At 49.1% G+C, this 24,872-nt stretch carries 28 protein-coding genes and 1 tRNA gene; 16 read left to right on the top strand and 13 right to left on the bottom strand.

Annotation, left to right across the window (positions count from 1 at the left end):
• Positions 1–8: 8 nt before the first annotated feature.
• Positions 9–452 carry a hypothetical protein gene (locus JSU04_18810; protein MBS1972364.1) on the bottom strand — a complete coding sequence of 148 codons (444 nt, stop codon included), beginning with the start codon at positions 450–452 and terminating at the stop codon, positions 9–11.
• A 220-nt stretch (positions 453–672) separates the two neighbouring features.
• Here JSU04_18810 and JSU04_18805 point away from each other — a divergent pair, with 220 nt between their 5' ends.
• Positions 673–1,503 carry a murein L,D-transpeptidase catalytic domain family protein gene (locus tag JSU04_18805; protein ID MBS1972363.1) on the top strand — a complete coding sequence of 277 codons (831 nt, stop codon included), beginning with the start codon at positions 673–675 and terminating at the stop codon, positions 1,501–1,503.
• Between the two features lie 119 nt (positions 1,504–1,622).
• Positions 1,623–2,540 carry a trypsin-like serine protease gene (locus JSU04_18800; GenBank protein ID MBS1972362.1) on the top strand — a complete coding sequence of 306 codons (918 nt, stop codon included), beginning with the start codon at positions 1,623–1,625 and terminating at the stop codon, positions 2,538–2,540.
• Positions 2,541–2,608: 68 nt separating this feature from the next.
• On the opposite strand, the gene JSU04_18795 is transcribed toward JSU04_18800, so the two are convergent.
• The 3 genes from JSU04_18795 to JSU04_18785 all read right to left on the bottom strand — a co-directional run bounded on the left by JSU04_18795 (position 2,609) and on the right by JSU04_18785 (position 6,011).
• The gene (locus JSU04_18795) at positions 2,609–3,772 is read right to left on the bottom strand and encodes a DNA topoisomerase VI (protein MBS1972361.1); all 1,164 of its coding nucleotides are present in this window, start codon (positions 3,770–3,772) and stop codon (positions 2,609–2,611) included.
• A complete protein-coding gene (locus tag JSU04_18790; GenBank protein ID MBS1972360.1) occupies positions 3,772–5,544 on the bottom strand; it encodes a DNA topoisomerase VI subunit B in 1,773 nt (590 codons plus the stop codon). The genes JSU04_18795 and JSU04_18790 overlap by 1 nt, the downstream gene beginning before the upstream one ends.
• Positions 5,545–5,690: 146 nt before the next feature.
• Positions 5,691–6,011 (bottom strand): HNH endonuclease, encoded by a 321-nt coding sequence (locus JSU04_18785; GenBank protein MBS1972359.1) that lies wholly within the window; start codon positions 6,009–6,011, stop codon positions 5,691–5,693.
• Positions 6,012–6,044: 33 nt separating this feature from the next.
• Between JSU04_18785 and msrA the strand changes: the two genes are divergently transcribed.
• Together msrA and JSU04_18775 are read left to right on the top strand one after the other, a co-directional pair.
• Positions 6,045–6,545 carry a peptide-methionine (S)-S-oxide reductase MsrA gene (gene msrA, locus JSU04_18780; GenBank protein ID MBS1972358.1) on the top strand — a complete coding sequence of 167 codons (501 nt, stop codon included), beginning with the start codon at positions 6,045–6,047 and terminating at the stop codon, positions 6,543–6,545.
• Positions 6,546–6,629: 84 nt separating this feature from the next.
• Positions 6,630–7,136 (top strand): DUF1269 domain-containing protein, encoded by a 507-nt coding sequence (locus JSU04_18775; protein ID MBS1972357.1) that lies wholly within the window; start codon positions 6,630–6,632, stop codon positions 7,134–7,136.
• A 24-nt stretch (positions 7,137–7,160) separates the two neighbouring features.
• On the opposite strand, the gene JSU04_18770 is transcribed toward JSU04_18775, so the two are convergent.
• From JSU04_18770 to JSU04_18760, 3 genes are all read right to left on the bottom strand, one after another.
• Complete coding sequence (locus JSU04_18770; protein MBS1972356.1) at positions 7,161–7,904, bottom strand: beta-sandwich domain-containing protein; 744 nt, start codon at positions 7,902–7,904, stop codon at positions 7,161–7,163.
• Between the two features lie 62 nt (positions 7,905–7,966).
• Complete coding sequence (locus JSU04_18765) at positions 7,967–8,584, bottom strand: helix-turn-helix transcriptional regulator (protein ID MBS1972355.1); 618 nt, start codon at positions 8,582–8,584, stop codon at positions 7,967–7,969.
• 163 nt (positions 8,585–8,747) lie between these two features.
• Positions 8,748–10,670 carry a sulfatase-like hydrolase/transferase gene (locus JSU04_18760; GenBank protein ID MBS1972354.1) on the bottom strand — a complete coding sequence of 641 codons (1,923 nt, stop codon included), beginning with the start codon at positions 10,668–10,670 and terminating at the stop codon, positions 8,748–8,750.
• A gap of 86 nt (positions 10,671–10,756) precedes the next feature.
• Between JSU04_18760 and JSU04_18755 the strand changes: the two genes are divergently transcribed.
• From JSU04_18755 to JSU04_18730, 6 genes are read left to right on the top strand one after another with little or no spacing between them, the layout of a single operon-like run.
• Entirely contained in the window at positions 10,757–10,987 is a 231-nt protein-coding gene (locus JSU04_18755) for a BolA/IbaG family iron-sulfur metabolism protein (protein ID MBS1972353.1), read from the top strand.
• 30 nt (positions 10,988–11,017) lie between these two features.
• Complete coding sequence (grxD, locus tag JSU04_18750) at positions 11,018–11,326, top strand: Grx4 family monothiol glutaredoxin (GenBank protein ID MBS1972352.1); 309 nt, start codon at positions 11,018–11,020, stop codon at positions 11,324–11,326.
• Positions 11,326–11,550, top strand: coding sequence for a DUF2892 domain-containing protein (locus tag JSU04_18745; GenBank protein ID MBS1972351.1), 225 nt, complete (start codon positions 11,326–11,328; stop codon positions 11,548–11,550). The genes grxD and JSU04_18745 overlap by 1 nt, the downstream gene beginning before the upstream one ends.
• Before the next feature lie 47 nt (positions 11,551–11,597).
• Positions 11,598–12,983, top strand: a complete 1,386-nt coding sequence (locus JSU04_18740; protein ID MBS1972350.1) for an FAD-binding oxidoreductase — start codon at positions 11,598–11,600, stop codon at positions 12,981–12,983.
• Between the two features lie 16 nt (positions 12,984–12,999).
• The gene (locus JSU04_18735) at positions 13,000–13,416 is read left to right on the top strand and encodes a DUF3617 family protein (GenBank protein ID MBS1972349.1); all 417 of its coding nucleotides are present in this window, start codon (positions 13,000–13,002) and stop codon (positions 13,414–13,416) included.
• 14 nt (positions 13,417–13,430) lie between these two features.
• Complete coding sequence (locus JSU04_18730; protein MBS1972348.1) at positions 13,431–14,123, top strand: RNA pseudouridine synthase; 693 nt, start codon at positions 13,431–13,433, stop codon at positions 14,121–14,123.
• On the opposite strand, the gene JSU04_18725 is transcribed toward JSU04_18730, so the two are convergent.
• From JSU04_18725 to JSU04_18700, 6 genes are all read right to left on the bottom strand, one after another.
• On the bottom strand, positions 14,120–14,698 hold the full coding sequence (locus tag JSU04_18725; protein MBS1972347.1) for a type 1 glutamine amidotransferase: 579 nt from the start codon (positions 14,696–14,698) through the stop codon (positions 14,120–14,122). The two genes, JSU04_18730 and JSU04_18725, sit on opposite strands and share 4 nt — an antisense overlap.
• A gap of 82 nt (positions 14,699–14,780) precedes the next feature.
• A complete protein-coding gene (locus JSU04_18720) occupies positions 14,781–15,575 on the bottom strand; it encodes an ABC transporter ATP-binding protein (protein MBS1972346.1) in 795 nt (264 codons plus the stop codon).
• Positions 15,576–15,590: 15 nt separating this feature from the next.
• On the bottom strand, positions 15,591–16,403 hold the full coding sequence (locus JSU04_18715) for an ABC transporter permease (GenBank protein MBS1972345.1): 813 nt from the start codon (positions 16,401–16,403) through the stop codon (positions 15,591–15,593).
• 10 nt (positions 16,404–16,413) lie between these two features.
• Complete coding sequence (locus JSU04_18710) at positions 16,414–17,382, bottom strand: ABC transporter substrate-binding protein (GenBank protein ID MBS1972344.1); 969 nt, start codon at positions 17,380–17,382, stop codon at positions 16,414–16,416.
• Between the two features lie 97 nt (positions 17,383–17,479).
• The gene (serA, locus tag JSU04_18705) at positions 17,480–18,691 is read right to left on the bottom strand and encodes a phosphoglycerate dehydrogenase (GenBank protein MBS1972343.1); all 1,212 of its coding nucleotides are present in this window, start codon (positions 18,689–18,691) and stop codon (positions 17,480–17,482) included.
• Between the two features lie 43 nt (positions 18,692–18,734).
• A complete protein-coding gene (locus JSU04_18700) occupies positions 18,735–19,736 on the bottom strand; it encodes an alpha/beta hydrolase (GenBank protein ID MBS1972342.1) in 1,002 nt (333 codons plus the stop codon).
• Between the two features lie 69 nt (positions 19,737–19,805).
• On the opposite strand from JSU04_18700, the gene JSU04_18695 reads away from it, so the two are divergent.
• From JSU04_18695 to JSU04_18670, 6 genes are all read left to right on the top strand, one after another.
• Positions 19,806–21,170 (top strand): sigma-54-dependent Fis family transcriptional regulator, encoded by a 1,365-nt coding sequence (locus tag JSU04_18695; GenBank protein MBS1972341.1) that lies wholly within the window; start codon positions 19,806–19,808, stop codon positions 21,168–21,170.
• Positions 21,167–22,087, top strand: a complete 921-nt coding sequence (locus tag JSU04_18690; protein MBS1972340.1) for a phosphatidate cytidylyltransferase — start codon at positions 21,167–21,169, stop codon at positions 22,085–22,087. The genes JSU04_18695 and JSU04_18690 overlap by 4 nt, the downstream gene beginning before the upstream one ends.
• The gene (locus JSU04_18685; GenBank protein ID MBS1972339.1) at positions 22,084–22,866 is read left to right on the top strand and encodes a 1-acyl-sn-glycerol-3-phosphate acyltransferase; all 783 of its coding nucleotides are present in this window, start codon (positions 22,084–22,086) and stop codon (positions 22,864–22,866) included. Before JSU04_18690 ends, JSU04_18685 begins: the two co-directional genes overlap by 4 nt.
• The gene (locus JSU04_18680; GenBank protein ID MBS1972338.1) at positions 22,841–23,731 is read left to right on the top strand and encodes an MBL fold metallo-hydrolase; all 891 of its coding nucleotides are present in this window, start codon (positions 22,841–22,843) and stop codon (positions 23,729–23,731) included. The genes JSU04_18685 and JSU04_18680 overlap by 26 nt, the downstream gene beginning before the upstream one ends.
• A 79-nt stretch (positions 23,732–23,810) precedes the next feature.
• Positions 23,811–24,587, top strand: a complete 777-nt coding sequence (locus JSU04_18675) for a YihY/virulence factor BrkB family protein (protein MBS1972337.1) — start codon at positions 23,811–23,813, stop codon at positions 24,585–24,587.
• A gap of 71 nt (positions 24,588–24,658) precedes the next feature.
• A tRNA-Arg gene (locus JSU04_18670) sits at positions 24,659–24,735 on the top strand.
• Positions 24,736–24,872: the final 137 nt, after the last annotated feature.

The following is a 24,872-nucleotide window of genomic DNA, read 5'->3' as shown; positions in this document are numbered from 1 at the left end:
GCTAAATCCTAGCGGAAATCACTGAAATCGTCGCCGAAGTCAGAATCTGGCATTGGCGGCGGTGGAGGTGGGAAGTCACCGAAGTCCGGAGCCGGTGGCATCGCATCGTTATGGAAGCTCGGCGCTGACGGAGCACCGAAGCCATTGTTCCCGCCACTGAAACCAGAGTCCATATGAGGAGCTGACTTCGCACGCGGGAAAGACGCGATCGCACTGGCATGAAGCTTTTTAAGATCTTTACGGAGTTGAGGGCAATTGGCAGGCTTTTCCATCACTTTGAAAAAGTCTTTGGCGGTCACGAGTCTCATTTCGTAGGCGGCTTGAAGATCTTGAAAAGCGGATTTGGTTTGTCTGTCGCCATCGATGCATTTCATCGATTGAGCATCTGAAAGCTTCGCCTGGGCCATGGCTCCGGCAAACATCAGCGTCATACCAATCATCAGCTTTTTCATACGGACCTCCAACAACGGACTAGTGATTCCGCGGATGTGTGGAGCAAATTAAGTGCTATCCCCAAATAAAGCAAATGCCTTTTCAGCGACCAAAGGGTGTCTAAATTTGGGACATGTGACGAAAAAATGCATTGTTTTACGCACCTTGGAGCATCCGGCGGGCTATAAGGCCCCCTCAAAACACGGCATTTTGGCCATAGAATTGCAAACGGACCCAAGCATGAAAACAGCGCTTTTTTGCTTCATTTCGTCTTTATTGCTTTTAACCCAGGCTTTCGCGAGCTCACCCGCTCCGGAGACCACGTCCCTCTTTAGCCATAAAGTCGGCTCTGCGTCCCTGTATGACCGCTTAAAAGATCAAGGCGTCCCTGAAGAGGCCATTTCGCGCAGTTTCGTGTTCCTGGATGCCTATGCCGGCAAAAGTCTCATCGTCGATAAGAAGATCCGTCCGAAAGGTGCGCCCGCCTACATGACCCGCGGCCCGATCACCATCCAAAGCAAGTATGCGGCAATTATCGATTACTCGCGCCCGTCGACTTCAAAGAGACTCTACTTAATCGACCTCTCAACCGGACAAGTTGAAAAGTTCTATGTGGCCCACGGTCGTAACTCCGGCACTCTCGTGCCGACGGAGTTTTCAAATATCAACATGTCAAAGATGACCTCCCTGGGAATCATGGTGGGGGGCGATACCTATGTTGGTGGCCACGGCCGCTCGATGAATCTCTATGGCCTTGAGCCCACCAACAGTCTCACTGCCGAGCGTGACATCGTCATGCACGGTGCGGATTACGTGTCTGATAGATTTATTGAGACCAACGGTCGCCTGGGTCTGAGCTGGGGTTGCCCGGCAGTGGAACCACGAGCTCTGCCGAAGCTGATTGAGACTCTGAGCAACGGTTCCATGATCTATCACTACTATCCAGGCCTTGAAAAAATCGCCGGTGAAAATCCTTTGCGTCAGGAATTCGCTCCGGTCCCTGAAAATTCTGCATTCCCAATGATGGATTTGCCAGGCGAAGAAGAGGATTTCCAAGCCCACCGCAAATAAGAACGACCTGAACCCCGGAACGGCCCGACATAAGCAATTCTTATGGGACCGATCCAAACAATCGTCTTCACTTCATTCTGCTTTCTTGATGAAACAGATGACGGGAGAGGGAGGGGTTCATGACAAAATCACTTTTAACATCAACGCTACTAGCGAGTGTTCTGGCGCTCACAGCTTGCTCTAAGATGCATGCGACTGGGGACGAAGTTCTCAGTGGTGATCAGTCCGAACAAACAAGCGGCATCGTCGGCGGTTCTGCTGTTGCTGCCACGGAAGACATCGCAAAGATCACAGTGCAAATCTTTACTCTGCAAACAACGGTGGATCAAAACGGTCAGGTCAAAGTTGCAGGCATCGCGGGTTGCACGGGCTCATTGCTTGCTAACAACATCGTTCTGACAGCAGCTCACTGTACAGCTGCAAATCCAAATTATATCTTCTTGTACTTCTCGTCGAAGTCGGCGGATCTGAAAACACTTTCGTTGAAAGATCCTCTCGTTCGTCGGGTGGTCGGCGGCAAAGTCGGCAGCGCGTGGCCGAAACTGACTCAGAATCAACAATCCGATTGGGGTGATATCGCTCTCTTACGCTTCGAAGGGGGACTTCCAGAGGGATATCAGCTAGCGCAGCTTCTACCTAAGGAACAGGAGCTGAAGGCCCAGCAGACCGTTACTCTTGCAGGTTTCGGTCTGACTGATGGCGTCCACAATGTCCAAACGGACAAGCTTCTCAAAGTGGATATTCCAATCGCAGATCCGAACTACAGCCGCAGCGAAATGCTGGTCGACTCTGGTAATGGCAAAGGCCCTTGCCACGGAGACTCCGGCGGTCCTGCTTACGTGACGATCAATGGCCAGCACTACGTTGCCGGCACAACAAGCCGCGCGGATAGCAAAACGGATCCTCTCGGACAATGTATCGGCGACACTGTCTACACGAAGGTGCAACCATACTTAACTTGGATTGCAAATTCGATGAAAGCCTTGCAGTCACCGACTTTCAAGCCCGCAGCGATTCCACAACCACGCGGCGGCTAAAGCTTCGGTCTTAAAAAAACAAAAACCCGGGTCTCCCCGGGTTTTTTTATTTTTACGACTTCTGCCGACTAAACGTAAGAGCCGCGTTTGATCTTTTCGAGAATGATCTTCTCGGTTTTGATTGGATCTTTTGGATCGACAGAGAAATAGCTCTGTTGCTCGCAACGAATTTTCTCTTTGATCAAGAAGCGCAGAATATCCGCCAAGTCTTTGTTCTTCTTATCCAAGAAGAACGGATCGTTTTCTAAAACGTCTTTGGCTTTTTTCAAAGCGCGCGCTTCCGCAGGATCTGATTCCTTCACTTTGTAGTGAGGAAGATCGTATTTTTTGATATCTTCTGGCAATACGCCCAAGAATCTTACATTCGGAGCCGAGAAATCGGCATTACGAATCAAAGAGGCTGCAGAACCCGCTTTCAGCGTACGATAGATGTTTTGCATCGTGTACGCATCGAGATCTCCGAAGAAGTACATCGGAACATCGAGCTGCTCTTGGATCAATTTACACCAACCGCGAACACCGTTTGATGGAACCCCTTGGGCACCCATCAAGATACAGTTGTTACGCTTAGTGAAACCCATCGTCGCCAATGTATTCGCCGTACCTTCTGACTCGATCACCAAGCAGAAATCGATTTTCTTCTTAGCTTTCAATTTCAAAGACTGTGGTTTGTTCTTTGGCTGGAATGGCGAAGTTCCGAGCGTCGAAAGATCGATCACCGCTTTGTCCCCGTCTGCCAAAGTCTCAGTCACAATCAATTGCTGAGAGTAAGTCTGTCCACCGCGGTCATTGGCGAAGCAGTTCAATTCTTCACGATACACTTCAAGCATATCGCCGATGAAATCGATGATCGCATCAGACTCAGGTTGATCTTCGAAATCCAAAGGTTTCAGCTTTGAGTTTCCTTTAATCAAACCTTTTGCCATGTAATAAAGCTCACGCTTCGTATTCACGGCTTCGATTTTCAAGTTGTTCAACAGGATTTCCAAGATGAACACAACACGCGCCAATTTTTGCACGGAAGAAACGTTCAACTCAGTACGAACCACTTTATCACCCGGAGTGAGGTAGCCCACTTTTGGATTGTAAAGCGAGTTATCCAAAGAAGTTTTCACCGCTTCCAACACTGGGCGCTTAGAGTTTTCTAAGTCTTTCAGCATTTTTTCCGCGAGAAGTGCCGCTTCTTTAGGGATATCAATTTTCAGTTCACGAACGGCCATTAACTTAGCCATTATTTACCACCCTTCTTTGTACCCGCTTTTTTGGTAGTAGCTTTTTTTGTCGTGCCTTGCGGTTTTTCTTGGCCCTCAGACTCCTCACTCAGGTCTTCTGAAGAAATCACATCTACTTCGATATCTTCTTCATCATCATGAGCGATGCCTTTTTGGCGTTCTTTTTTCTTTTGAGCGAGCAATTTGCTCTCTGCTTCTTCGAGATCTGCGATCGCTGCCTCAGAATCACGGCCGAGGAGCTTTTTCAAACCCTCTTCGGCTCTCTTCTTACGAGCTTCATTCGCGCCAACCATACGAGCCAAGTGCTCTACCAAGATTGGACCGAACTGCTCGATGTGAGCGAGTTTTCTCTCGAGGTCTGCTTCTTTGAACTCTTTTTTGATATGACGAGAAAGCTTTTGGCCGGCTTGGATCAATGCCAAGCGGATTTCGGCGACGAGCTCCTCAGACGCATCAATGGTTTCTTTCGAAGCATTCTTAAACTTAATGAACGGAGAAACGACAGAAACTGCAAAGATGTAAGGCCCCAATGGCAAGCTGTCTTTCGGCTGGGCAAGACCGTACGTTTTCCAGTTTACGGATTCAATCGCCCATGTGATCGCACAACCCGATTTATCGAATTGCAGCGGAACGCGGTTGGCGAAACGAAGCAATTGCACCGGAGAATCGGCTTCGGTTTGGCGGGTTTTGAAACGTGCCAACGCAACTTCAACAACAACAGGCTTAAAGTCACAAATGGTTGGCTTACGAGTCACAACCGCAAAGAAGTCGATTTCACCCAGACGCAAAATAGATTTAGACAAAGACTCTTCGCCCACAGTCAAAACAGACTTCGTCGAAGGAGCCATCAATTCCGTTGCTTGCACAGCTTGGAAAACTTTTTTGAAGTCTTCTTCGCTCAAAGATGTCAGAGGTTTTTCAACCAAAGCCTTTGGTAGACCGTTTTTCACGAAGTCTTTGATCGACTGATCAGAGATACGAGAAAAGCCGGTTTTCAGGAATTTCGATACAGACACTTTACCGAACAAAGTCGCATGAGTGATGAACTCACCGAGTTTGAACGTATGAGGATGCGGCAATGTCGCCTCAGGCAACTGAGGAACTTCATTGCTCACGCGCGTGACCGTGACGAAGTCGTTTTCTTGCAACTTATAAGTGATGGTCATGTGCGGATTAACGAGCACAGTTCCTTCAATATAAGTCACGAGACCGCCGTCACCATTCATTTGGATACGGCCATCAAGCAAGAACTCGACGCGAGTTCCGTGCGCACGATCCCAATCCATCGTTTCTTTATTCTTAAGAACACCGGTGTTGGATTTGATATCCACGTCGACTTGCGCCGACACAGCTTTACGCATCGATTTTGTTTTTGAAATGACCTGAACACCACGTGCATTGGTCATCTGCGCCCATGTTGTCGCCGCAGAGATACCAATACCCTGTTGACCGCGAGAACATTGCCCACGACCGAATTTAGAAGAGGCTAAATACTCACCGTAAACCTTCGCGAGGTCATCGGCTTCGATACCAGGTCCGTTGTCTTCGACAACGATTTTAATCAGATCCGTGTTCTTCGTTGAGCCAGTTCCTACTTTCGTAACTTCAACCAGAAGATCTGGTAAAATTCCTGAGGATTCACAGGCATCCAAGGAGTTATCGACGGCCTCTTTCAAAGTCGTTAAAACGGCTTTCAAAGGGGACGAAAAACCCACCTGCTGCAGGTTTTTTGCAAAGTATTCCGCTGTACTGCTTTTGGTAATTTTACTCACAGCAACTATATTCCTTTGATTTCAATAGGTTATATCTAAGATCAACAGACGATCTCGAGACGATATATTTCTAGGTTAAGCCTATTGCGGGGTGTTAAAGCAAGACTTTTGAAGGGTTGGCTGGTTTTTTGGGCATGCACCGCGTCCTAATCGATGTCGTCGTCCGAACGCTTTTTGGTCTCTTCGGCGATGTTTTCCATGGTGAGCTCAACCGACATTTTGTACCCTTTTTTAGAGTTACACTCCTTACAAGAAGGTACGCAATTCTTCTTGTTGGACTTTCCGCCACGAGCAATCGGAATCAAATGATCCATCGTCAGCTCTGAGGACTTGAACTGACCCTGGCAGTGATAGCAAATCCCCGGTCCTACTTGCTGGCGCCACCATTGAGATTGGCGCAACTCGCGGGCCTTTGCTTTTTCACGTTTTTGATGTTCCGCACTTGCGGCCTGAAAGAAAATGTTCATATTGATGGAAGCTTTATACCACAAGGAGACCCTATGGCCAAAATAGAAGTTGCAACACTCGCAGGCGGCTGCTTTTGGGGCATGGAAGATTTACTGAGAAAACTTCCGGGGGTTCTAAACACAGATGTCGGATACACTGGCGGCACGACCTCCAATGCGACCTATGAGCAAGTTAAAACCGGGAAAACCGGCCACGCTGAGGCAATTCAAATCGAATTTGATCCTGAAACCCTCAGCTATGAGAAGCTCTTACTGTATTTCTTCAGAATCCACGATCCGACGACTGAAGATCAGCAAGGCAATGATATCGGCAGTCAGTATCGCTCAGCGATTTTCTATCACACTGAAAGTCAGCGTGAGACGGCAGAAAAAGTCATCGAGCGCATTGAAACTTCGCATGCTTGGAAACATCCGCTGGCAACTGAGATCGAGCCGTTTGAAAAATTCTGGCGCGCCGAGGATTATCATCAAGATTATTTAGAAAAACATCCCAATGGCTATACTTGCCATTTCGAGCGCAATATCGAGTTTTAGCGACTTCCCGGCGTTTGAAGAAAACATCCATCCATGATGGAGCTGTCCTTGATATAATTGAAGGCACAGCGAAGGAGTTCTTCTATGATGAATTCCACTATCATGGTTTTGGTGTATCCCACTGAGAAAATCGCCGACGACGTCATGGACACCGTCAAGCACTTGCAAAGCAGGGGTCTGATTGAGATCGAAGACGCCTGCGTCGTTGTCAAAGACTCCTCTGGGCGAATTAAAATTCATCAAAGCCACAATTTACCCCTCTTGGCGGCTGCCGGGGGCGCGGTTTTAGGGACTCTGGTGGGTCTGTTATTTGCCGCTCCTTATGTCGGCGCCGCTGTGGGCGCTACGGCTGGGATCATGGGCGGAACGCTCGCAGACATCGGTGTTGATGATGACTTCATGGCCAGCGTGGGCAACGAGATGAAAGCCGGCACTTCTGCTTTATTTTTACTACTGCATCATATAACGATCGACAAAGCGATTCCCGACCTGGCTAGACACGGTGGACGTATTTTGCACACATCGTTTTCGAAAGCCCAAGAAGAGCGCGTCAAGAAGATGTTTGAAAGCAACGCCCACCTTGGACAATAAATCCGAAAAATTCAAAGAGCGATTCTAGTATCGAGTCGACGACAACGACGTTGAACCATCGCTAGAGACGACTGTCACCATCATATCGGCGTAGCCCCCCATGGATTCGATGCGCAGATCAATCGCGATGATGTCTTCGTAGATGTTCAGAATCTCGGACGCTCTTCTTGATGAGAACGTGCCTGTGCCGCTCAGTTCGCGCACTTGGTAACGGGCTCCACTACGAGTTGTTACGTAAGCTTCGTGAATTTGCGCCGAATAGCTGAGCATCTGTGTTTGGATGTAATCAATGCGAATTGGGTAATTCAGCGTGATACGGTGCCATTCACCACCCGCACGGCGAGTGATCTGATTCAACACAATGCTACTCTCGTTGTGAGTAGATGGTGGTGGGTTATACACTGGAGGCGGATTGTAAGGCGGCCGATACGGTGGATTGTATGGAGGGTTGTGACGCGGCGGCGGATTATACGGCGGGCGCGGCTGTGGACCTGGGCGATAGCCACCACCATGGCGATCATCGCCATTGTTGCAACGAGGATTGCGAGGGTCACGACGGCACTCATCCTCTCCGCCACCGCCCGGGCCTGGGCGAACTGGCCCTGGGCCGCGATCGCCACCACGCTCGGGACCACCGCCACCTCTTCCTCCGCCACCGTATGATGGACCCGGATAAGGTGCTGGGCGACCGCCCATTTGAGCTTGAGCGATGCCACTCACTAACAAACTAAGAACAACAAAACTTTGAAGTAATTTTTGACCAGACATGATGGCTCCTTTTTCTTGAATGCTAAGAAACCAGTTCAACATTCATGCCCGCTCTCTATGAGTCACTCTGACACCAAATTGCGTTGCACAAAATTTTGAATTACAAGGACTTCACTCTGCTCTACTCCAGAAACACTGCGTATCCGCAACTTCCCAGAGCCTTTCAAAGAAAGTATTTCCTTCGGTTTCATTTGTTCAAAAACCTCAGGCCCATGAATCATCACATGTCCACTGACCGCGATAAAATCATAGATATAGTTTTTTTGCACTTGAACATGCCGCCACTTCCGCGGCGAAAGCCTCACAAAAAAAATCTTCGGCGACTCTGAAAACTCTTTAGAAAACTTAAGATCCTCTTTCTCGATAACGGCCCTGCGCATCTCCGCCTTAATCTGAATGCCCTTGGGCACATCCTCACAAAGCACAGCCACCTTCACCCCAAAAAAGTTTGCCAACGTAATTAAAGTCTCAAAAGAGGTTTTTCCAAAACCACGCTCAATATGGCTAATTTGATCTATTGACAGCCCCGTTTTTTCGGCCAATTCGCCTTGAGTAAGGCGATGTGTATGGCGCATTTCCATTACATTCCAAGCCAACACTCGAAAAAACTGCGAGTTTATCTGCAATTCACTCATATTCATACGATCTAAGTGAGGTGAATTTCGAGAGCCTTGATTCATAGGTCCTTCCAACCAAATGGTATAATATACGAATGGGTCGTATATTATACCATTTGCAAGAAAGGACCCCTGCTATAGGGAGAGTGTATTTAAATCTAGCCTTCGAATTGCCCGGGGCTCGGCCGCGAAAGTTCGCAGCTCGTCCAAATTGCCAGAAGAACCTTTATTTGCCGCTTGGGTAGTAGAGGCGGTTGTCCCACATGCCTTCGTTGAAGTATTGGGCGGCGGCTTTGACTCGGTTTTCGAGATTCAATTTGTGGTCCGCTGGCTCTGTGAGTGGGTGCTTTTCGAAAGAGTCTGTGATGGCGTACATTTTCATGTCGGCGCCCACCAGCCAATCAATGAAATAATCTTTGTCAGCAATGAAGTAGCGGCCATCCAAGTACATTGTGGCTGTGCGCTCGCCCGGAATAAACACAGAGCGTGCGAGGTAGTTCACCTCTTTGGTGTTTTCAATTCCCAAGAAATCCATCACCGATGGCAAGACGTCGATTTGTTGCACGACTTGGTCGCGATCGATTTCTTTGGGCCACTCGTAACCCGGATGGAAGAAAATCAACGGCACACGGAAGCGCGAAATTTCGTTTTCGTTTTCAGGCCGGTAATTAAAACCCGTGTGATCGGCCGTGATTACGAATAAAGTGTCTTTGTACCACGGAGACTTCTCGGCCTCTTCGAAGAATCTCTGCAATGCATAGTCGGAGTACGCGACGCTTTCCAAAATTTCGTGCGGGCCCTTAGGAAATTTGCCTTTGTACTGATCCGGAATGCGGTACGGATTGTGCGAACTCAATGTGAAAACCGAGGCAAAGAACGGCGGCTTCATCTCATCGAGTTTAGCCTTCATGAACTGCAAGAAAGGTTCGTCGAAAATGCCCCACGTTCCGTCGTTGTCTACCGGGTTTGGATACTCGTTGGCACCGTAGTATTTTTCAAAGCCGGCACTTTTGGCAAAGACGTCAAAATACATCGTGCCGTTGTTGCCGCCATGGAAAAACGCCGTCGGGTATTTTTGCGCCGTCAGCACGCTGCCAAGACCTACGAAATAGTTGGAAGAAAAGTGCGAAGAAATAAACGGTTCATTCATCATCGCCGGAATCCCGGCTGTCACCGCGGCAACCCCTTCGATCGATCTGCGAGCATTGGCAAAACCATTCTTAAAAAACAACCCTTTGTGAGTCAAAGAATCCAGAAATGGAGTAAAGCCTTTGCCGCCATTCACTTCACCCATGTATTCAAGGCTGAAGCTTTCAAGAATAATCACGACCACGTTTTGTGGGGTTTTCAGGCGATGTCCTTCCAGTAAGGAGGGGCCTTTCACCGAGCCATTGAGGTGGCTGAGCATTTCATTGCGGTCTGAAAAGTACACTTCGTGGGACAGCGTTTCGGCTCCGTAGCTTTTTACAAAGGTGAACGTTGAGTTCAAAACAAGGTTGTTCAGAATCGGTGCCGCAAATACGTGCGCGTTCACGATATTCATCGGCTTTTTCTGAAGGCCCCCGCGAAGTCCAATCACAACCAACGCCAGCACCACAAAAACACCGGCGGCGTAGTAAGGAATTTCGCGTTTGCCCGAGAGTAAATAAACACGCTGGGACGGACGGCGCAGGATTTTCCAGCCGAACCAAAGCACCAGGAACATCACCGAAAAGTTAATCAGTGCCAAGTGCCAATAAGAGGCCAAAATATTGCCAACCTTGCTGTCCATTTCGCCGACGACAAACAAAGCATCATAGGAAAAACGGCGCCCCACAAAATTGATAAACTCCGAATCCCCGAGGTTCATCATCATGAAAAGAAAGAAAAAAGGAGCCCACATCCAGAAAGCGACGGTCTCCCACAGGCGATGACGCTTTTCAGACCATGGCCAGAAGCTCCAGAGAATCAGCGGTGTCAGACTCATGCAAATGGCTGAAATATCGAAGCGAAACCCCAGCAAAAAAGCCCAGAGAATGTCGGCGGTTTCCTTTGAGCGGTAGTGCGCCCAGTTCCAAACCAGGAACTCGAGCCTCGCAAAAAGGTAAAAACCCAACGAGAGGGCCGCTAAACCCAAAAGCTTCTCAAAACGACGTAAAAATTCAGCCATTCCCAGGTCTTACCCCTCTGGAAGCCAGCTGTCACCTCTCAGTTAGCACTTGCGCCAAAACTAGTGCTCTGGTATCCCTTTCCCCTATGACATCACAAGAAATGAAAGACCGTTTAACCACCGCTTATCCTGATGGAACCATTGACGTTGTCGATTTGACTGGTACTGAAGACCATTGGGAAGTGTTCGTTGAAAGTGCGAAATTCGCGGGACTAAACCGCATTCAACAACATCAACATGTTATGGCTGTTTTTGGACCGGAGCTTAAAACCGGCGAAGTCCATGCACTTTCAATCAAAACTAAAGTAAAATCTTAATCTGTGAGCCGAAAGCTCGGAGGAATATAAATGTCTACTACTCATGAACGTATTGAAAAACTTTTGAACGATAACAAGATCGTGCTTTTCATGAAAGGCACTCAAAGCTTCCCTATGTGCGGTTTCTCTTCTCGCGCATGCGCTATCTTGCAAGACATCGGCGTGCAATTCCACGACGTGAACGTGCTTGAAGACGAAGAAATCCGTCAAGGCATCAAAGAATACGGCAACTGGCCGACAATCCCGCAACTTTACATCAACAAGCAACTTGTTGGCGGCAGCGATATCATGATGGAAATGTATCAAAGCGGCGAACTTCAAGAGATGTTGAAAAACTAATGAGATGTAACGTCGCCCTCTGGGACCGCATTATCCGCTTTTTCGTTGGCGTGGTGCTTTTCACCTACGCCATTGCGGGCGGTCCTATTTGGGCGTTCGGCGGCGTGTATTTTATCTTTACCGCGGCCTGGGGCTTCTGCCCGATCTACGCGACTCTGAAAATTCGCACTCTGCGCGAAGAAAAAAGAGCTCCCCGAATCAATCCTTTTGAGGAACAATCTTAAAAGACGGTTTTTCAAAACCGGTCATCGTAGGAAAGGATTCCAACAAGATGAGCATGCTTCCAGAACTTTCGACACTTTTGCCGGCTGACCAAATCAAGACGGATTCCGATTCTCTCAAATACTACGGCAAGGACTGGACCACTTACTTCGATATCAACGCTTCGGCGATCCTATTCCCTCGTTCTACGGACGATGTGGCTAAAATCGTGCGCTGGGCGCGCAAACACAAAATCGCTTTGGTTCCTTCTGGCGGCCGCACAGGTCTCAGTGGCGCTGCGGTGGCAACCAAAGGCGAAGTGGTGGTTTCTTTCGAGCAAATGAATCAGATCAAAGACTTCAGCCCGACCGACCAAACTGTGGTCTGCCAAGCTGGCGTTGTGACCGAAGCTTTGCAACAATTTGCGACTTCTAAAAACCTCTACTACCCGGTCGACTTCGCAGCGACGGGCTCTTCACATATTGGCGGTAACATTGCGACCAATGCCGGCGGGATCAAAGTTCTTCGCTATGGTCTGACTCGTGAGTGGATCGCGGGTTTGAAAGTTGTCACTGGTACTGGCGATATTCTGGAACTCAATAATGGCCTCGTGAAAAATGCGACGGGCCTCGATCTTCGTCATCTTTTTATTGGCAGCGAAGGGATGCTTGGTTTTGTGACTGAGTGTACGATCCGTTTGGCTCCGCCGCCGCCGCCACTCAAAGTGATGGTTTTGGGTGTGCCAAACCTTGATGCTGTGATGAAGATCTTTGCGCAGTTTAAAATGAAAACCACGGTTGTGGCTTTTGAGATGTTCTCGGATAAAGCACTCAAGCGCGTGATGGAAAACACCGGTCTACCGCGTCCGTTTGAAACCGATACTCCGTTTTATGTTTTGGCTGAAGTGGAAGGCCGCTCTGAACAAGACGAAGCTCAAGCGCTTGAAGTGTTTGAGAAGTGCTTGCTTGAAGGCTGGGTTGCTGACGGCGTGATTAGCCAGTCTGAAACTCAGGCGACAAATTTCTGGCGCCTGCGTGAAGATATCAGCGAGTCCCTCGCGAAGTTCTCTCCGTATAAGAACGACATTTCTGTGGCGATCTCGCAAGTACCTGCTTTCATGAATGAGCTTGACGGAATTTTATCGAAATCATACCCAACGTGGGAAGTGGTTTGGTTCGGTCACATTGGTGACGGAAACCTGCACATCAATATCCTGCGCCCTGAAGGCATGACGAAAGAAGAATTCGTTAAAGAATGCCGCAAGGTCGACGTACTGGTATTTGAAGCGATCATGAAGCACAAAGGTTCGATCTCGGCCGAGCACGGTGTGGGTCTGACGAAGAAGCCATTCTTGCGCTTCACCCGCTCGCAGGCTGAAATCGATATGATGAAAGGGATCAAGAAAGTCTTCGATCCGGATAACATCATGAACCCAGGTAAAGTGATCGACCTCTAAACCTTTCGGAGGCCCTATGAAATTGACTCTGTTGGCGGTTTTTCTTTTTAGCGTGACTGCATCGGCGCAAAATATTACGCCGGGCCTTTGGAAAGCAAAGACCAAGATCACTCTGGGGGGTATGTCGATGCCGCTTTTTGATGTCGATGATTGCATCAGCCCCGCTGAAGCCAAAGACATCAAAAAATACATTCAAGAAAATCTGATTCCTGAAACTCAGTGCACGGTGAAGACCTGGGATTATAAAAAGCCCGACCTCAAAGTCACCCTGACTTGCGAAAACAACCAGTACAAAGCTAAAGGCAATCTCAGCGGCAAAGTCACCGATAAAGAGTTTAAAATCGGCGGCACTCTGCAAGGCACCCACGTTGTGATGGGTGATATCAGCGTAGGCGTTGATTACGACGGCAAGTACACGAAAGCCTGCAAATAGCTGAAAGACCCCGAATGAAGAAAGTCCCTAAGAAATACCAACCGCGCGGATTCAATATTATTCACGAAGATATCGATCTTATCGTGGGGAATAAAGCTCCGGGCGCGTTGACTGTCGCTGCGAAATGGAATCGTGATGAGACCATTCACAGCGCGCTGAACCAGTACGTGCGCAAAGGCAATCCCCGTGCGACAAAATCCGTGTACGTGGTTCATCGCCTGGATCAAGCGACTTCGGGGGTTTTAGTTTTTGCAAAGACCGAAGAGGTCATGCACTTTCTAAAAGACAACTGGAAATCAACGATTAAGAATTACTACGCCATCGTTCACGGCAAAATGCCAAAAAAGAGTGGCACGATTGAAAGCTATCTCGAAGAAGACGAAAACTACGTCGTTCACTCGAGCAAAGACAGCGACAAGGGCAAGCTTGCGATCACAGAATACGAAGTTTTGAAAGAAACCGAGCAATTCAGTCTTCTGAAAATCAACTTACTCACTGGTAAGAAAAACCAGATCCGTGTTCATCTTGCCGGCGAAGGTCACCCGATCGTGGGCGATACCAAGTACGGCAAAGCCAATGACAAGCATAAAGATCTGCGCCTGCACTCAGCGGTCTTAGAATTCACCCATCCGTTTAATAAAAAACGCATGCGCTTCACCGCTCCGGTGCCGGCTTATTTTAAAACTCTCATCGACTACAATTATTAGTGATTCAGCGGGCGCTGCGGATGAATATCCGGAATGCCTTCCGCAAATACCTCGATCATCTTGCGATTAAACGCAGGAATGTCGGCGGGTTTACGGCTTGTGACTAAGCCTTCGTCTGAGACCACTTCTTTATCGACCCAAGTAGCTCCCGCATTCAGAAGATCCGTTTTAATAGAGCGCCACGAAGTCAGAGTTTTACCGGCAACGAGTCCGGTTTCGATCAAGACGGCCGGAGCATGGCAGATCGCTGCAACAGGTTTGGCGTTATGAAAAAAGCCTTCAATGAATTCAATGACATTTTCATCGCAGCGAAGTTTGTCAGGATTCATAACACCGCCAGGAATCATCAGTGCATCAAACTGATCGCTGTCAGATTCACTGACGAGGGCATCGACTTTGATGCTCTTTCCCCAGTTTCCTTCGTGCCAGCCTTTGATTTCACCGCCGTGCAGGCTGACGACCGTGACCTCTGCTCCCGCTTCGATCAGCGCTTTTCTTGGTTCAAAAAGTTCGGACTGTTCAAAACCGTCCGTCGAAAGAATTGCGATTTTCTTGCCGTTGAGTTTTTTTGCCATGATGTCACCTCTGGCCCCAGGTTAAAAGTGCCTCTTGAAGCTTGCATGAATAATCTGTGAGGAAGCCTAAATATGTCGAAAATCAATCGCCGGTGGTGGCGCGGAATTCGCCTTGTTGAGAGCGTTCTTGCTCTTCCATGACTAGGCGGGAGATTTCGCCTTTGAGCTTGTTAAAAGACATGTCGGCGGGATCGCGCGGATGTGGCAGGTCGACCATGATGTCTTTTTTAATGGTGCCCGGTCGGTAGGTCATCACCACGATTCTGTCTGCTAAATAAATCGACTCTTCCATGCTGTGGGTGACGAAGATCACGGTCTTTTTATTTTCTTGCCAGATTTTTAGGATTTCATCTTGCAGACTACGACGAGTGAGCGCATCGAGGGCGCCGAAAGGTTCGTCCATCAGCATGATGGGTGGGTCGAGTGCCAAAACTCTGGCGATGGCTACGCGCTGGCGCATTCCGCCCGACAAGTCTTTTGGGAATCTGTCTCGGAATTCTGTCAGCTTGAGTGTTGCGAGTAAGCGGTCCACTGTTTTTTGGATTTCGCTCTCGTTTGTCTTCTTTAATCGCAGACCGAAAGAGATATTATCTTCGACCGTCATCCACGGGAAGAGCGCGTATTCTTGAAAGACCATGCCGCGATCTGGGCCCGGATGAGTCACGGGCTTACCGCTGACTTTGATTTCACCCGTTGTCGGCGATGAAAATCCAGCGATGCCGTTTAATAATGTGCTTTTCCCGCAGCCCGAGGGGCCCAGCAAGCAGACGAATTGGCCGGCGGGGATTTCTAAGTTGATATCACGAAGAGCGACAACGTCTTTCCCCTGCCCTCGGAATGTTTTTGAAACGTTTTTGACTTCAACGTTGGCTGCCATAGTTATTCCATTCCTCTATTCTAATCCACGGTGCCAACGCAGTAAGTAGTTATTGATTTTATCGACGACGAAATCAATCGCCAGACCCAAAAGTCCGATCGTGAACATCCCTGCAATGATTTTATCTGACCAAAAATACTCTCGAGCTTCGAGGATGCGATAACCAAGACCGTTATTCACGGCAATCATCTCTGCGACAATCATACAGATGAAACCCGTACCGATGCCGATACGAATGCCGCTCAAAATATAGGGCATCGCTGCCGGCACAATCACTTTCACAAACATAGTAAAAGGCCTTGCACCCATGTTAAGGGCGGCGCGAATGTAGATGCTGTCAACCGAACGCACTCCAACGATGGTGTTCATCAGAATCGGAAAAAAGGCGCCGAGTGCAATCAAAAAAACAGCCGGCGGATTCCCCAAGCCAAACCACAAAATCGCCAGTGGAATATAGGCAATCGGCGGAATCGGCCGCAGCACTTGCACGAGGGGATTCATGTAATCATAAACGCGGCGGCTTTCGCCCATCACTAAGCCCAATGGCAGCGCGAGCCCTCCGCCGATCAGTACTCCGACCAGCACGCGATAGAAGCTGGCCCAAAGATCATGTGGCAATTCACCTGAAAAAAACCACTGCCAATACGGCCCGCTCTCGGCAGTGTACGGCTCTAGCGGCTTGAGGTATTGAATCCATTTTGTGATCACAGCCCACGGTGACGGTAAGACTTGAACATTGAGCCACCCGGCATCGGAAACTCCTTGCCAGATTAGCACCACTAACAGCGGCACCCACACACCTTTTAGGCGGCCCAGAGTTTCTTTCAAGTGTCCTCCGTTATTTGATATTCAAAGCCTTCTTCGCGTCGTTCAAAAGATCGAGCTTCACCCAGTCGGTGGCTTTCGGTGGTTTCTCCATGCGGCCGACGCCGTATTTTTGCATCATGTCCGTTGTGATCTGAATATGCTCCGGGGTGATATCGTACGTATAAGGCGAATTGCCGATGGCATCCTTGAAATCCTGCGGAGTGATTTGGCCTTTAAACATTTTTTCAATCACATACTTTTCAGCAACCTCGGGTTTTTCGATGAAGGTTTTTGTCGCTTCAACAAAGCACTGCATGAATTTCTCAGCCACGGCTTTACGGGTGTTGTACATTTTCTCGGTGATCACAAGCGCGCGGATCGGTTCGCCCATCGGCGTGTTGTAGGGCTTCATAAGCTCTTTCCCCCAGCCTTTGTTGATGGCCTGCGAGGATTGGGGTTCCGACTGAACCATGGCATCGATGTTTTTAGATTGCAGTGCCTGATTCAAATCAGCAAATGCCATGTAGACGATCTGCACGTCTTTTCCGGGTTTATCTGACCAAGTTAGATTTTCTTTTGAAAGCTCCGCGAGCAGTAATAATTCCTGAGCGCCGCCGCGGGCGACGCCGACTTTTTTACCTTTGAAATCTTTGATGGACTTAATCGGCAGATCCGGGCGAATGACAACGCGGGCTCCGCCTTTGGCAAAACCGGCCACAGCATAGATCGGCACACCACTCGCGCGGCCAGCGATCGCGGCATCCGCGGCACTGGCTGCCGCATCGATTTCACCGGCGATGATCGCCGGCATAATATCGATGCCTTTGGGGAACACGCGCTCTTGGACTTTTAGACCGTACTTACCGCAGATCTCTGTCATGTAACTGATAGCTCCGTAGTGCGCGAACTTCAGATTTCCGACACGGACGACTTCATCGGCGGCATAAGTTTGAATGGAAAGGCCCAAAAGAACAGCAAATATAAAGATCACTTTTGCCATAAAAAGAACTCCCTTGAGGACTTTATCAGACCCCCGGGAAACCCGTAGAGCAAGTCCTCAAGGCTGCTTTTGGCAAATGGCAATGACGTTGGAAGATTTAGTAAACGACCCGCGTGCGGATGCTGCGACTGAGTTTTTGGATATCATCCGCGAGCTGCTGAGCGTGCGGTGAGCTCAGATCCATGACCATGTAACCGATCTTGTCGTCGGTCGATAAATACTGTGCTTCGATGTTCGCACCTTCGCGCGAGATAATGCCGTTGATTTCACCCAAGACACCCGGCTCATTGCGATGGACATTCAAAATACGAGAAGTCCCTTGCTTCACCGGCAAATCTACGTTCGGAAAATTCACGGCGCCACTGCTTGAACCGATTTTCAAATAACGGCGGAAGCTTTCAGCCACTTCGATGCCGATGGCGAACTGGGCTTCTTCCGTGCTGCCGCCGATGTGCGGAGTTAGGATCACATTCGGAAGATTCTGCAATGGAGTCACGAACTTCACTTTGTTTGAAGCTGGCTCTTCGGGGAAAACGTCAATCGCGCAACCCGCGATGTGTTTAGATTTCAGGGCCTCAACGAGGTCTTCGATCACAACCACCGTGCCGCGGCTGGCATTGATGAGATGCGCCCCTTTTTTCATGTGCTTAAATTGTTTTGCACCCATCATGTCTTTGGTTTGCGGAGTCTCAGGAACATGCAAGCTGACAAAGTCAGAAACTTTTAAAAGTTCATCTAAAGAAGACTTCGCCTGGGCATTTCCGAGGGGGAGCTTCTTCACCACGTCATAAAATACTACACGCATCCCTAAGTCTTCAGCAAGGATGCTCACCTGACTGCCGATGTGGCCGTAGCCGACAATGCCCAATGTTTTGCCGCGCACTTCGCGCGAACCGTCGGCGCTCTTCATCCACTCTCCGCGATGGGCGAGTGTATTGCGATCCCCAAGCTGACGAGACAGCGCGATCATTTCAGCAATCACGAGCTCGGCCACGCTTCGCGTGTTGGAGTGAGGCGCATTGAAAACCGGAATGCCCTCTTTGCGAGCGGCTTTCAAATCAACTTGATTGGTGCCGATGCAAAAAGCCCCGATCGTGAAAAGATGCGGATTATTTTCTAAAACTTTGGCGGTGAGTTCCGTCTTTGAGCGGATGCCAAGAACTTGATACTGAGGCAGAACTTTCAGAAGCTCTTCTTCGGAAGGGGCATAAGAGATCAAATCGACTTTGAAGCCCTCTTCTTCCAATCGTTCTTTGGCAACTTGGTGAATATTTTCGACTAACAGGATTTTCAATGAATTTGAGCTCATAGAGTAGACTCCTAGCTAAAAAGTCTACTCGATTTTCTGAGTTTTACCAGGCCTTAAGACCTTGGGAAGTGTTTTTATATTTCTTCCCCTGCTCAAGTCGAGGATCGCGCTCAATTAAAAAGCGCAAATAGTAAGCAGCATCGCTCGGCGCACTGTCTGGGATCGCATGAGCAGAATCCGGGAGCCAAATAAGACTTCCTTGAGAGCGAGAATCCGTCCCGTCAAAGGCCGCAACTTGATCTTTAAACGCTCCCTCCTCGTCTTCTTGAGCAACGAAGTAGTGAACTGAATTCGGCGCCAATTTGCTGAATTTATATGTTTTCAAGTCAAAGTCACGAACCGCACGCACGAGGAAATACAAGCTTTCGCGGTACGTATCTGGGATCGCTGCCAAATGCTCCGGCACGCGGTCTTCTGTCACGCGGTCACGCAAGTAGGTGCCATAAATTTGGCGATAGGCGTACTCGTAGAAGTAGGGTCCCCACATCATCTTCACCCACATCAGATTCCAATCAAGCCACTGCCCTTGTGGTTGGTACTTCTCGAGCGGCACCACGAGTGGCGCCATAAAGACGACTTCATCAACACTCGCCGGATATTGTTCGGCGAAGGTCGCTGCGATGTGCGCGCCATAGGAAAGACCGACGAGGATCACTTTGTCGTTGATGCCGGTTTTCGCGAGAAGTTCATGCAATTCATCAGCAAAGTCCTTGCGCTCAAGGCCCGTTTTGAAGAAAGCCGGCTGCTGAGAAGATTGTTCGGCCTCGCGAGCCAGAGTCAGATCTTGGCCGCGGAAATAGTAATGGAAAATGCCATAGCCTTGAGCGATGAGCTTTTTATCGAGATCGCCCCAGCGCTCGATTTCATACACAAGACCGTTGGTGAAAACAATCCAAGGCTTGCCCTTTTGGGGCTTGACGTACTCGACGTATCTTTCGACACCGTCATCAAGCTTGATGAATGTGCTTTGGGGCCCTTTTGCAGAAGCCGCCAAACAAGTAACGGAACAAAAAAGAAGGCTGACAAGAAAGTAAATTGTTTTCATACGAGGGTCCTACCATAACGTCATGCAAAACAGGTAGCCAAATCTCTGTTTGAAAGAGATGCTTTCAGAATGAAAAGTACTAGAGCATTTCATCTATTGGTCGTTGATGATGATTCCTTAATTCACCAGGCTCTGAAGCTGTGCGTTCCCGCGCCGTGGAAGATTGTTTCTGTATCGAAAAAGGAACTCGTTCCGTACACAAACTTCTTCCACGCAGCGATGGTTGACATGCATCTAACTCCGGGAAGCAACGAGCCTGAAGGTGTTCAAGTCATCGAAAAGTTGATGAAGCACAATGCTCAGCTCGAAGTCGTCGCGATGTCCGGAGATCTCAATCGCGAGACCATGGAGCAATGTTTGAAAGTCGGCGCGCAGAGATTTCTCGCAAAGCCGCTTCTCGCTGAAGAAGTAAAACTCGTGCTTGATAAAATCGAAGCTTACTGGAGCATCCGCAATCTCGATACAGCCGGTAAGAACATCGCGTGGGTTGGCGTGAGCTCAGCTGCGCAAAAAATCAGAAAGCGCATCGCCGATCTGAAGGGCGAAAGCAACACGATCCTCATCGAGGGTGAAACCGGTTGCGGTAAAGAAGTCGCGGCACGTCTCTTAAATCAGCAAGAAGACGAGCGTCCGTTCATCACCGTGAATATTTCCAGCATTCCTGAAAATCTTTTTGAATCAGAACTCTTCGGTCATACGAAAGGTTCATTCACAGGTGCGGATCAAAACAAAATCGGCCTTGCAGAAGCCGCTCACGGTGGGGACTTGTTCCTCGATGAGATCGAGGCATTGCCACTGACTCAACAAGTGAAGCTTCTTCGTTTCTTAGAGTCCGGCGAAGTTCGTAAAGTCGGCTCTAAAGACGTCACTCACGTGCAAACACGCGTGATCGTGGCGAGCAATCAGCCGCTGAAAAAACTGGTGGCTGAGGGTAAATTCCGCGAAGACTTATACTTCCGTCTTTCAAGTCAGCGTATTGAGCTGCCACCATTAAGAGATCGCAAAGAAGATATCGCAGAGCTTGCGAGAAACTTCCTTGAAATGGAACGCCCGAAGCGCAACAAGCAATTCACTGATGACGGCTTAAAAGCACTCGAAGCTTACAACTGGCCCGGCAACGTGCGCGAACTGAAACGCGTGTGCGAGCAGATCAGTCTGGTATCGCCATTGCCATTTATCCGCGAAGACGACGTCGAGAATCTTTTAAATCCGGGAGCTGCGAAAGCCAAAACGGAATACTTAAGCCCGGCGTTTAAAGACATCGACTTCTCGAAAGGTTTGAACTTCTTGGTTGAAGAATTCGAAGCCAATCTTATCCGCGCGTGCTTGAAAGCGCACAAGGATGTCGAGGAGGCTTCGAAGGTTTTCAAAGTTTCGCGCTCGAACCTGTATAAGAAAATCAAAGACTACAACATCGATGAGGACGCATTATGATCGGCACATCCTGGTCCAGCCCTGTCTATCAGCAAACAGTGATCATCGTCTTGAGCATCATCTTCGGCTCGGGCTTGATCGTGTACTTCCTGAGACAACAGAACTATTACTTCACTTCGAGCTGGGCGAGTATTAAGAGCTGGCTCATTGTCGCTCCGGTGTTATTTATTTTGATGGGTCTTCCGGATCCATTCCCACTCCTCGTCCTTACGGCGATTGCGATTATGGGCGCAAAGGTTTTCTTTCAGCTCATGGGGATGTTCCACCGCAGTTATTTTGTTTTAATCTGCTATGCCGGGATCGCAGCTCTGGGAGTGTGCGCGTACTTTAATCGTGTGGATATCTACAACGTCATGCCGATGGCAGTCCTCGGTGTCTCGTGCTTAGTTCCGATGTTTAGAAATAACTATAAGCGCATGATTCAGTACATTTCGCTGACTCTTCTGGGATTTATCTTCCTTGGCTGGTCGTTCATGCACTTGGGTTTGATCATGCATCTTGAGAACGGTATTTACCAAGTTATCTACCTCATCATCCTGACTGAGTTCTGCGATAACACGAACTTGGCGCTGGGAAGATATTTCGGAAAATTCAAACTCTTTCCGAAATTGAATCCGCGCCGTACGCTTGGTGGTTTAGGGATTTCGATCTTGCTAACTCTCGTCCTTGCCGGAGCAATGCGCTTCTTGTTGCCGGATCGTTCAGACAAGTACTGGCTGACGGCAGGCTTAATCGCGTCGCTCGGTGGCTTTATCGGTGACCTAGTGATGAGTGTGATCAGAAAAGACGCGGGAGTAAAAATCGTAGGTCCCTTCATTATTGGCCGTGGTGACTTCTTATCGCGCATGGATAGATTGATCTTTGTGGCTCCGATTTACTTTTACGTGATGCTTGCATTACCGGATATTTCATTATGAAGGATTGGAAGTACGAAAACGAACAGTGGACGAAGCTACCGACTTATTTAAAGCACTTGCCACTCTTCACCAGACATATCGACTTGTTTAGCGCTTTCTGGCGCTATGTTTGGAGTATTTTCCTTAAAGACATCGCTTTTAAGTTTTACATCCGCCTCAAAGTCACCGGCGGCAGTTTCGCGCAAATTTACAAAGAACACCCCCGCCTGATTGTGATTTCAAATCATGCGAGTCACTTAGACGCGGTTTCGGTGGCGGCTTCCATCCCCCGCCGTTATTGGCTCGATCTGTACATCGCAGCGGCGAAGGATTACTTTTTCACGAATCCTCTTTTCACGTTCTTCTCAAAGCACTGTTTAGGGGCGATTCCGATTGACCGTAAAGACCGCCGTGGCGAGGCCATTAACCTCATTATCAAGCTCCTGAACGAGCTTCCACGCATGTGGCTGATTATCTTTCCTGAGGGCACAAGATCGAAGACAGGCAAGATTCAGGAGTTTAAACGCGGTATCAGCATCTTTGCTGAGCGCACGAAGACGCCGATTTTGTTTTTATACCTTGAAGGCAATGCGGATTTGTGGCCGAAGGGGAATTTGCTGCCAAAACCTGGTAAGCTAGTAATCCATGTAGGACCTGTTCATCCTCCGGCTGATATCAAGACCGTGTTTGCGGCTTACAAAGCGTGGGTGATGACGATCAATCCTGATGCATTCCCGGCGGCAAATGAAGAACAAGCACCGGGGGAGGCAAGCAATGACGACCCAACATTTGAAGCTTAAAATCGGCGCCTATGAAGTCTGCCCGATTCCGACAGGAATCTTCGGGCTCGACGGCGGCGCGATGTTTGGAACCGTACCCAAAGTTCTGTGGGAAAAAACCAACCCGCCGGATGAGAAGAACCGCATCCAGATGGAAGCTCGCGGTTTGCTGCTAAAATCCCGCGGTAACAATATTCTCATCGACACCGGCAATGGTGGCGACTTCGTCACCAAGTACGGTGACAAGCTCGGACCGAAATTCGCTGAGATGTACAACATCGATGACAGTGGACCGAGTTTGCTAAAATCACTCAAAGCGCATGGCCTCAATCCCGAGGACATCGATCATGTGATTCTGACTCACCTGCATTTTGACCATGCCGGCGGCGCCACCACAGAGCGCGATCACAAACTTGTACCGACCTTTCCGAAGGCAAAGTACTACGTTCAGCAGGCAAACCTCGAGACCGCAAGTACGCCGAATCTGCGCGAACGTGCCAGCTACTACCCGGCGAACTTTCAGCCGTTGATTGATAACAATCAGCTCGTGATTTTGAAGGGACCTACGGAAAATCTTCTTCCGGGAATTTCAACGCTGATCTCGAATGGTCATACGCAGGGACAGCAGATGGTGAAAGTTTCCGACGGAAAAACGACACTGCTCTACTGTGGCGACGTCGTCCCCACCAGCACGCACGTGAAAATCCCGTGGCTCATGGGCTATGATCTGCATCCGCTCGTGTTGATGGAAGAAAAACAAAAGTACTTGTCTGAGGCCGCAGACCATAACTGGTACTTGTTCTTCGAACACGATCCGTACTGTGATTCCGCACTGATTGAGAAAAAGGGCGCTGACTTTGCAGTCAAGGAACGATACTGGTTATAGGATGAAGATTAAGTTTCGCACACTTTCGCGCATGTACTCTCGCCGCCTCTATTACATGGGGAAGGATTTGATGTACCAACTGCGCGACGGAGAAATCCAGTTGGTGGCAGCGAGCTTGTCGTTTTCGACTCTGTTGTCTGTGGTGCCCTTTCTTTCGGTGATCCTGGCGACTTTTAAATTCTTGGGCGGCGATGATATTCTGTACTCGCGAGTTGAAAACTTGCTGCTACTTTATTTCAAGGAAGCGGCGGGGGCTGAGTTCACGCTGGTAATTAAGACTGCGATTCGCAACATTCACGCCGGCGGCCTCGGCTTTATCGGTGCTACGTTCTTAGTGATCACGAGCTTTCGCCTGATGCATGATATGGAGTTCGGGATTCACCGCGTGTGGAATCAGCGCAATACGCGCCCTCTTCTGAAGCGCTTCTTTATTTACTTTTTCTTGGTGATCATCCTGCCTGTTTTCTTGGCAATTTACGTGGGTTTTACGACTCTGGTGCGCATGGAGTTCGGCAAGCAGTTCCTGCCGGGCACAGCGACGGGAGTCAGTACGCTGATTCTGGTGTTGTATTTGGTCTATAAGTACGTGCCGGATCTGAAGGTCAAAGCCAAGTCCGCGTTCTTTTCGGCGTTGCTCGCGGCCTCGGGCCTGTGGGTGGTTCAGAACACATTTACCTGGGTGACAGTGAAATTTTTCCGTATCAGCAACATCTACGGGAGTTTCGCGGCCGTGCCGATCTTCCTGATCTGGGTTCTGACCGTGTGGTACGTGATTTTAGGGGGCGTTGCCATCTGCGCTTCGACCCAAAGACGGCAGCTACTGGAAGATGAGGCTGAAAACACTGGGGTTTTGTAGCCTGCGGCACCTGGTTTTCCCCTTGACTTAGAGCGTCCCAATTCTTAAAACCAATGGGCTATTCATACCGTGGTGCTGTAGCTCAGCTGGATAGAGCAATTGCCTTCTAAGCAATAGGTCGCACGTTCGAGTCGTGCCAGCATCACCAATTTTCCCTCTTCCCAAATACTCAGACAGTCCTCGCTCAATGTTGGTTCGTTGTGGCTTCGCATGCGCTTTTCGTTCGCTGCGGAACTCGCATTTGGGAAGAGGGAAAATTGTGCACCGGGTGGGTGCGCCGTGGGT

This window comes from Bdellovibrionales bacterium, from assembly GCA_018266295.1.
Lineage (GTDB): Bacteria > Bdellovibrionota > Bdellovibrionia > Bdellovibrionales > Bdellovibrionaceae > JACMRP01.
Note: the sequence above shows the minus strand (reverse complement) of the source record. Positions and strands in the feature narration are given on the sequence as shown.

Excerpts from the sequence above, each read along its gene's own strand:
- JSU04_18755 (MBS1972353.1), top strand. The coding sequence starts at position 10,757 with ATGACATCACAAGAAATGAAAGACCGTTTAACCACCGCTTATCCTGAT.
- JSU04_18725 (MBS1972347.1), bottom strand. The coding sequence starts at position 14,698 with ATGGCAAAAAAACTCAACGGCAAGAAAATCGCAATTCTTTCGACGGAC.
- JSU04_18720 (MBS1972346.1), bottom strand. The coding sequence starts at position 15,575 with ATGGCAGCCAACGTTGAAGTCAAAAACGTTTCAAAAACATTCCGAGGG.
- JSU04_18680 (MBS1972338.1), top strand. The coding sequence starts at position 22,841 with ATGACGACCCAACATTTGAAGCTTAAAATCGGCGCCTATGAAGTCTGC.
- JSU04_18760 (MBS1972354.1), bottom strand. The coding sequence starts at position 10,670 with ATGGCTGAATTTTTACGTCGTTTTGAGAAGCTTTTGGGTTTAGCGGCC.
- JSU04_18710 (MBS1972344.1), bottom strand. The coding sequence starts at position 17,382 with ATGGCAAAAGTGATCTTTATATTTGCTGTTCTTTTGGGCCTTTCCATT.
- JSU04_18730 (MBS1972348.1), top strand. The coding sequence starts at position 13,431 with ATGAAGAAAGTCCCTAAGAAATACCAACCGCGCGGATTCAATATTATT.
- JSU04_18745 (MBS1972351.1), top strand. The coding sequence starts at position 11,326 with ATGAGATGTAACGTCGCCCTCTGGGACCGCATTATCCGCTTTTTCGTT.
- JSU04_18695 (MBS1972341.1), top strand. The coding sequence starts at position 19,806 with ATGAAAAGTACTAGAGCATTTCATCTATTGGTCGTTGATGATGATTCC.
- JSU04_18795 (MBS1972361.1), bottom strand. The coding sequence starts at position 3,772 with ATGGCTAAGTTAATGGCCGTTCGTGAACTGAAAATTGATATCCCTAAA.
- serA (MBS1972343.1), bottom strand. The coding sequence starts at position 18,691 with ATGAGCTCAAATTCATTGAAAATCCTGTTAGTCGAAAATATTCACCAA.
- JSU04_18785 (MBS1972359.1), bottom strand. The coding sequence starts at position 6,011 with ATGAACATTTTCTTTCAGGCCGCAAGTGCGGAACATCAAAAACGTGAA.
- JSU04_18735 (MBS1972349.1), top strand. The coding sequence starts at position 13,000 with ATGAAATTGACTCTGTTGGCGGTTTTTCTTTTTAGCGTGACTGCATCG.
- JSU04_18800 (MBS1972362.1), top strand. The coding sequence starts at position 1,623 with ATGACAAAATCACTTTTAACATCAACGCTACTAGCGAGTGTTCTGGCG.
- JSU04_18700 (MBS1972342.1), bottom strand. The coding sequence starts at position 19,736 with ATGAAAACAATTTACTTTCTTGTCAGCCTTCTTTTTTGTTCCGTTACT.
- JSU04_18810 (MBS1972364.1), bottom strand. The coding sequence starts at position 452 with ATGAAAAAGCTGATGATTGGTATGACGCTGATGTTTGCCGGAGCCATG.
- JSU04_18690 (MBS1972340.1), top strand. The coding sequence starts at position 21,167 with ATGATCGGCACATCCTGGTCCAGCCCTGTCTATCAGCAAACAGTGATC.
- JSU04_18685 (MBS1972339.1), top strand. The coding sequence starts at position 22,084 with ATGAAGGATTGGAAGTACGAAAACGAACAGTGGACGAAGCTACCGACT.
- JSU04_18770 (MBS1972356.1), bottom strand. The coding sequence starts at position 7,904 with ATGTCTGGTCAAAAATTACTTCAAAGTTTTGTTGTTCTTAGTTTGTTA.
- grxD (MBS1972352.1), top strand. The coding sequence starts at position 11,018 with ATGTCTACTACTCATGAACGTATTGAAAAACTTTTGAACGATAACAAG.
- JSU04_18775 (MBS1972357.1), top strand. The coding sequence starts at position 6,630 with ATGATGAATTCCACTATCATGGTTTTGGTGTATCCCACTGAGAAAATC.
- msrA (MBS1972358.1), top strand. The coding sequence starts at position 6,045 with ATGGCCAAAATAGAAGTTGCAACACTCGCAGGCGGCTGCTTTTGGGGC.
- JSU04_18805 (MBS1972363.1), top strand. The coding sequence starts at position 673 with ATGAAAACAGCGCTTTTTTGCTTCATTTCGTCTTTATTGCTTTTAACC.
- JSU04_18740 (MBS1972350.1), top strand. The coding sequence starts at position 11,598 with ATGAGCATGCTTCCAGAACTTTCGACACTTTTGCCGGCTGACCAAATC.
- JSU04_18765 (MBS1972355.1), bottom strand. The coding sequence starts at position 8,584 with ATGAATCAAGGCTCTCGAAATTCACCTCACTTAGATCGTATGAATATG.